The organism is Paenibacillus sp. GXUN7292, assembly GCF_050864975.1.
In the GTDB taxonomy this organism is placed as follows: Bacteria; Bacillota; Bacilli; order Paenibacillales; family Paenibacillaceae; genus Pristimantibacillus.
Window position 1 is genome coordinate 68,827 of the sequence record NZ_JBOZWO010000033.1, and the last position, 7,109, is coordinate 75,935.

General features: G+C 44.2%; 5 protein-coding genes. All 5 read right to left on the reverse strand.

The window, feature by feature from the left end:
* Nucleotides 1-12 precede the first annotated feature (12 nt).
* The 5 genes from serS to guaB all read right to left on the reverse strand — a co-directional run bounded on the left by serS (nt 13) and on the right by guaB (nt 6,068).
* Complete coding sequence (serS, locus tag ACRRU2_RS21840; protein WP_331697846.1) at nt 13-1,293, reverse strand: serine--tRNA ligase; 1,281 nt, start codon at nt 1,291-1,293, stop codon at nt 13-15.
* 114 nt (nt 1,294-1,407) lie between these two features.
* Complete coding sequence (gene pdxT, locus ACRRU2_RS21845) at nt 1,408-1,992, reverse strand: pyridoxal 5'-phosphate synthase glutaminase subunit PdxT (protein ID WP_331697860.1); 585 nt, start codon at nt 1,990-1,992, stop codon at nt 1,408-1,410.
* Between the two features lie 89 nt (nt 1,993-2,081).
* Complete coding sequence (pdxS, locus tag ACRRU2_RS21850; protein WP_331697847.1) at nt 2,082-2,963, reverse strand: pyridoxal 5'-phosphate synthase lyase subunit PdxS; 882 nt, start codon at nt 2,961-2,963, stop codon at nt 2,082-2,084.
* Between the two features lie 119 nt (nt 2,964-3,082).
* Nucleotides 3,083-4,381 carry a D-alanyl-D-alanine carboxypeptidase family protein gene (locus ACRRU2_RS21855; protein WP_432504984.1) on the reverse strand — a complete coding sequence of 433 codons (1,299 nt, stop codon included), beginning with the start codon at nt 4,379-4,381 and terminating at the stop codon, nt 3,083-3,085.
* Between the two features lie 229 nt (nt 4,382-4,610).
* Entirely contained in the window at nt 4,611-6,068 is a 1,458-nt protein-coding gene (gene guaB / locus ACRRU2_RS21860) for an IMP dehydrogenase (RefSeq protein ID WP_331697849.1), read from the reverse strand.
* Between the last annotated feature and the right edge of the window lie 1,041 nt (nt 6,069-7,109).

Consider the following 7,109-nt stretch of genomic DNA (forward strand, 5'->3'; position numbering starts at 1 on the left):
CATTTTTACGTTTTATTTTGCTTCAATAAGCTCAATTCCGCCCATGTATGGACGAAGCACTTCAGGTATCAGGATAGATCCGTCCTCCTGCTGGTAATTCTCAAGTATCGCTGCTACTGTGCGTCCTACTGCCAGTCCAGAGCCATTGAGCGTATGAACAAGCTCCGGCTTACTTTTGGCTTCGCGACGGAATCGAATACCGGCACGACGTGCCTGAAAATCTTCAAAGTTAGAACATGAAGAAATTTCACGATATGTATTCGCACTTGGAATCCAAACCTCTAGATCATACGTCTTGGCGGAAGTGAAGCCCATATCTCCAGTACAAAGCGTCATAACCCGATACGGCAAGCCTAACAGCTGCAGCACGGTTTCCGCTTCCCCACATAACTTTTCCAGCTCTGCATAGGAATCCTCAGGCTTAACCAGCTTGACCAGCTCTACCTTGTTGAATTGATGCTGGCGAATTAATCCGCGTGTATCACGGCCTGCGGCACCGGCTTCAGAGCGGAAGCAAGCGCTATAGGCTACGAAATATTTCGGAAGCTGCTCTGCATCCAAAATTTCATCCCGATACAGATTTGTAACTGGCACTTCAGCAGTCGGAATTAAGAAATAATCCGTGCTAGCAATTTTGAACAGATCCTCCTCGAATTTAGGAAGTTGTCCTGTCCCGATCAAGCTGTCCCGATTGACGATATACGGTGGCAGCACTTCCTCATAGCCATGTTTATCGCTATGCAGGTCCATCATAAAACTAATTAATGCACGCTCTAATCGCGCGCCTAGGCCGCGGTAAAAGGTGAAGCGCGAGCCTGTCACTTTAGCCGCTCTTTCAAAATCAAGAATGCCTAGCTCGCCCGCAAGATCATAATGTGCTTTGGCTTCGAAAGAAAATTGAGGCACCTCTCCGATACGGCGCACTTCTACATTGTCATCCTCTGAAGCACCAACTGGTACACTCTCATGAGGAACGTTAGGGATTGCAAGCATTAGCTCATCAACTTGCTGCTCCAGCTCGCGAATCTCCTCGTCAAGCTGTTTAATACGGTCACCTACATCTCTCATCTCGATAATAAGAGCATCAGCATCTCCACCCGATTTTTTCAGCTTGGCTACTTCCTGCGAAACAACATTTCGACGATTTTTCAGCTGCTCCGTTTCTTGAATCAGCTCTCGTCTTTTTACATCCAATTCCGAGAAGCCGGCAATAAGCTCAAGAGAAGCTCCGCGCTTGTTAAGCCCTTGCTCAACCTTCTCAATATCTGTTCTTAAAAGTTTGACATCTAACACAATATAAACCCCTCTCTGAAGAGAGTAATAGTGAAGTCATACGACTTAGCAGCATAGCGCTGATTGCTCATAGACATGAGGCTTGTTCGTAAGGATAAACAGGCATAATTTGCCTTATGCTTTTTGCGCAGCCGCTTCCTTCGCCATATCAATGAAATAGGAATGGAGGCGGTAATCATCCGTTAATTCCGGATGGTAAGAGGCTGCCAGCAGTCTGCCTTGACGCGCTGTTACAATTTCGTTGTTGTAGGTGGACAGCACCTCTACCCCTTCTCCAACTTCTTTAATTAACGGCGCACGAATAAATACTGCCCGAATGCTGTCATCGATGCCAGTGACATCAAGATCAGTTTCAAAGCTTTCGCGCTGTCTGCCAAATGCATTACGAGCAACCGTCATATCCATAAGACGCAGATGAGCATCTTCCTGTCCTTCAATTTGATTGGCAAGAATGATCAAGCCAGCACATGTGCCGAACAGCGGTTTGCCGTCTGCATAAAATTGCTGAACAGCATCCATAAAGCCATATTTTCTCATAAGCTTGCCAATTGTCGTGCTTTCGCCGCCAGGAATAATCAAACCGTCCAATTCATCCAGCTGCTCTACACGCTTAACTGGAACAGCCTCTGCGCCTGCGTGCTGCAAGCTGCGAATATGCTCGGCCACAGCGCCTTGAAGCGCTAATACACCTATCTTCATCACGTTACTCGCCTTCCTTATAAAGGACCGACCTGGCGATTATCGCGAGGTCGGCTCACCTTTCAATTATATAAATTATACAATCAAAGTTAAATACCGCGATCCTGCATGCGCGAAGCTGCATCCAGCTTGGATATCTCGATGCCCTTCATTGGTGTGCCAAGGTTTTTGGACACTTCCGCAATCAATTTGTAGTCCTGGTAATGCGTAGTTGCTTCTACAATCGCTCGAGCAAATTTCTCAGGGCTGTCGGATTTGAAAATACCAGAGCCTACAAATACACCGTCAGCGCCAAGATGCATCATAAGCGCTGCATCGGAAGGTGTTGCTACGCCGCCTGCAGCAAAGTTGACAACTGGCAGCTTGCCTGTCTCATGAACGCCTAGAAGCAGCTCATAAGGTACGCCTAGCACTTTTGCTTCGTTATATAGCTCATCCTTGGAAAGACCTTGAATTTTGCGGATTTGACCGTTAATTAGACGCAAGTGACGAACAGCTTCTACAATGTTGCCTGTTCCCGGCTCACCCTTTGTACGAAGCATAGCAGCGCCCTCTTGAATACGACGAAGCGCTTCGCCCAGATCTTTAGCTCCGCAAACGAAAGGTACTGTAAATTCATTTTTGCTAATATGGAAAATTTCATCTGCAGGTGTCAATACTTCGCTCTCATCGATGTAGTCTACACCCATAGACTCAAGAACCTTGGCTTCCACATAATGGCCAATACGCGCCTTTGCCATAACTGGAATCGAAACAACCTTCATTACTTCTTCTACAATTGTAGGGTCAGCCATGCGAGCTACGCCGCCTGCTGCACGAATATCAGATGGTACGCGCTCAAGCGCCATTACCGCTGTTGCACCAGCCGCTTCCGCAACTTTAGCTTGCTCAGCATTCATAACGTCCATGATGACGCCGCCTTTTTGCATTTCAGCCATACCGCGTTTTACACGAGAAGTTCCAGTTTCCATCCTTACAAATCCTCCTATTGTCATCTACCTATTATATGTTGCCGATGATAGTTCTAACCATTGATTTTACAGGATCTAAGAGCAATCGACAAGCATTGATTCCTAGTTTTCAAGTATGATTAGAATAAATTGACGATAGCTTGGAACAAATTAGCGAAAAAGTCGCCAATTGCGCGCAGCATCAGCTTAAACCAGCCTGCTTTTTCAGCTTCCTCTGCAGTAATTAAATTAACCGTATAATCTATTGGTTTGCCTGTTTCTGCATCCGTATAACGGTAGGTAACCGTTCCTACAGGCGTTTTCGCTTCAATCGGGGCTATCAGCTTATCCTCAGGCAGCAGCTCTTGAGCCACAAGCTCGATTTTGGGATCAGTTCCTTTTTTGACCATAAACGTAATATCTTTATCGGTTACAATTGGAACAGTCTTCTTGACGCCCTTTTTAATCTTCACTGTTTCCAAAGATTCTATTACTGATTTCGGCGGAAGCACGGTCTTCTTTTCGAACGTACCGTAAGCATAGTCATACAGCTTGGCCGTTTCTACAAAACGGGCATTTTTCGACCTTGTATCCATAACGACACTAATATAACGAATTTCACCGCGTTTAACTGTACCCGTAAAATTATAGCCGGCCGCTTCAATAAAGCCTGTTTTCATACCGTCAACGCCTTCGTAGGCAAACGGCTTTAAGCCCGGCTTATTCACATTCGAACCCAGCATATAGTTCAGATTTACTATTGGATCCTTATCACGTTCACGGAACTTGTACTCCTGCAAAGTAGAAAAATCAAAAAATTCCGGATGATCAAGTATAATAATACGTGCCAGCTTTGCCACATCAGCCGCTGACATAACCGTCGTATCTTCAAGACCAGTAACACTTGTGAATACCGCAGATTCTAGACCCAAATTTTTTGCATACTCATTCATTTTATCAACAAATGCGGAAAGGCTGCCCGCAACTTGAATCGCAAGCTCCTTCGTCGCATCGTTAGCGGAACCAACAGCCATAGCAATATATAATTCCTTAACTGTATGCTTGTCTCCTGGCGCCAAATAAATTTGCGATTCGGAAGGGTGAGTATTCTTCGCTTCTTCTGTTACTGTAATAACATCATCCCATGAAAGACGTTCATTCTGAATTTCTTCAAGCACAATATATTCAGTCATAAGCTTCGTCATACTGGCTATTGGATAAGCTTGCTCAGCATTCACTTCAAATAAAACTTGCCCCGACTCAGCTTCAATAAGTATAGAAGATCTTACCTGTAAATCTAGTGAATTTTCAGTACTTGGTCGATTATCAAAGCCAATCGCTTGAACACTGGCTGGTCCAAAAACAAGCAGCAGCATCCAGATGGCCAATGAAGCTGCAATAACCGACATTATGCGCATCGGCCTTACCAATATCTTCAATATCTTCTCCCCTTTTCCCTGTATAATTATACGAACATAATTGTAACATATCACAGCCTCACAATTAAACCTCTTTCAGCTCCAAACATATGAGGATTCTTTCATCAATTTTTACCAAAGTAAAATAATGTAAGCAAGACTGAAATTTTTGCCTTTCCAAAAACAAAATCCAGAACGCTCTACGCCCTAGGAACGTAGAATCGATCTGGATTTATAAATGTCCGATATATTACAACGAATAGTTCGGAGCTTCTTTTGTTATTTGAACATCGTGTGGGTGGCTTTCTCTAAGACCTGAGCCGGTAATGCGAACAAACTGAGTGTCGTTCTTCAATTCTTCAATCGAAGAAGTTCCGCAATAGCCCATACCTGAACGAAGTCCGCCTAGCAGCTGATGAACGGTATCCGCCAATGGTCCTTTGTAAGGAACACGGCCTTCAATACCTTCCGGAACAAGCTTGTTCTCGTTCTCTTGGAAGTAACGATCTTTACTTCCTTCTTTCATAGCGCCAAGAGATCCCATGCCACGGTATACTTTAAAGCTTCTGCCTTGGAAAATTTCTGTTTCGCCAGGGCTTTCAGCTGTTCCAGCAAACAGGCTTCCAATCATAATCGTGCTTGCACCTGAGGCAATCGCTTTTGTAATATCACCGGAGTACTTGATACCACCGTCAGCAATAATCGGAACATTGTATTCACGAGCTACAGTTGCACAATCATAAATAGCAGTAATTTGCGGTACGCCAATTCCAGCAATGACGCGAGTCGTACAGATGGAGCCAGGACCGATACCAACTTTTACTACGGACGCGCCTGCTTCGATCAAATCGCGAGTAGCTTCGCCAGTTGCTACGTTTCCTGCAATAATAGTCAGCTCCGGGTATGCTTCGCGAAGCTTACGTACCGCGTTAAGAATATTGATGTGATGACCATGAGCAGAGTCTACGACCAATACATCGACACCGGCATTAACAAGCGCTTCTGCGCGTTCCATCGTATCTTTGGAAATCCCTACAGCTGCACCGCACAGCAATCTGCCATGAGTGTCTTTTGCTGCATTTGGAAATTGGATAGCCTTCTCAATATCTTTAATTGTTATAAGGCCTTTAAGCGTATTGGATTCATCGACCAATGGCAGCTTCTCAATCTTGTGCTTCTGCAGTAAGATTTCTGCATCTTGCAAGGTTGTCCCAACAGGAGCCGTAACAAGATTGTCGCGAGTCATAACGTCATAAATTTTGATGGAATAATCATGGACGAAACGCAAGTCGCGGTTTGTTAAAATTCCGACCAATTTCTGGTCTGCATCCACAATAGGAACACCAGAAATTCTGTATTTACCCATTAGCTCTTCAGCATCATAAACATGATGTTCTGGCGTTAGCGAGAATGGGTTAGTAATAACACCGCTCTCTGAGCGCTTTACGCGATCAACCTCTTCGGCTTGCTGCGCTACAGACATATTTTTATGAATAATACCAATACCGCCCTCGCGAGCAATTGCAATAGCAAGAGCTGATTCTGTAACAGTATCCATACCGGCACTGATTAGCGGAATATTAAGCTTGATATTTTTACTTAGGCGAACTGAGATATCTACTTCTCTTGGCAGTACCTCTGATTTACGCGGAACAAGCAAAACGTCATCAAACGTTAGCCCTTCTTTGGCGAATTTCGTTTCCCACACGAGTATGTTCCTCCCTTATCCTTGTAAAGCTCACGTATATTATTGCAATATTATCAGAGGGGTTATTGGCTGTCAAGGCATATGAAAAGGCAAAAAAGTGCTGTATTTACCAATAAAAACACTTCGAAATTTTCTGAAAAATTAGACATATTAATGTATGCGCTGCAATTTGGACTGTTTTTATGTCTGGTAAAACCATGCTTTCAGGTTAGTTGTTCGATGAGGCGCCATTTCATGTAAGCGATTGATTTCGCAGCATTATGCTGTAACAACTTTATGTCTCCACTGCTCCGCTGTTCTCCGATAGACTGGCGGCAAAGCTGTTAAAACCGTATTTACGTGCTGATGAACCTGTTTAGTTTCTCAGCTGCTTTGTGTTGGGTAGATTAGCTCGTCACCGTTGCGATCGTTTTCTGGCAGCACCTTATATAGCACCCTTTTTGCAGCCTCTTGTGGACTCTTGCGGGTTAATTAGCATTGCTTTGTTTGTTAATATTCCACCTTCTCGTTAATCCATACGCACAACGCATATTGACAACAAAAACCAGTTCCTTCGCCGCAACAATCTTTTATTAATATTTTAAAAAAGCTGAGAAGCGCTATATCCTTACGATCAAGTTTGCGATTCCGACCACTGTTGTAGTCCCTTTTTTTTGATGAAATAACCCCTGTAAAGGATAAAATTGGCCTACAAAGGCGGACGCTGCCGCTTCTCCATTCCCAATCTTGCTTTTCGTTCCCCTTTCTTTTTACTTGCCGTTCTATGCGAATCCGATCTACGATGGGCGTGAGTAACCTGCAGATACCGGACGACTAGCGGGATTTTATGTCCTTAGATTGACCCATTTCCGCCTTAAGCTGGTATTTCAGCCAAACTAACATCATATTTTCCCTCTAGATTCGAATGTCGAAGAAAATCAGCCAATCTACATACAAGAAATGCATTTAGTTTGTTTGAGGGGGTTTCGTTCCAGCCAAACGTAAATGGGGGGAGCACAACTTAAGCACATCATCTACCCTCTACCATCATCAATCCGCACT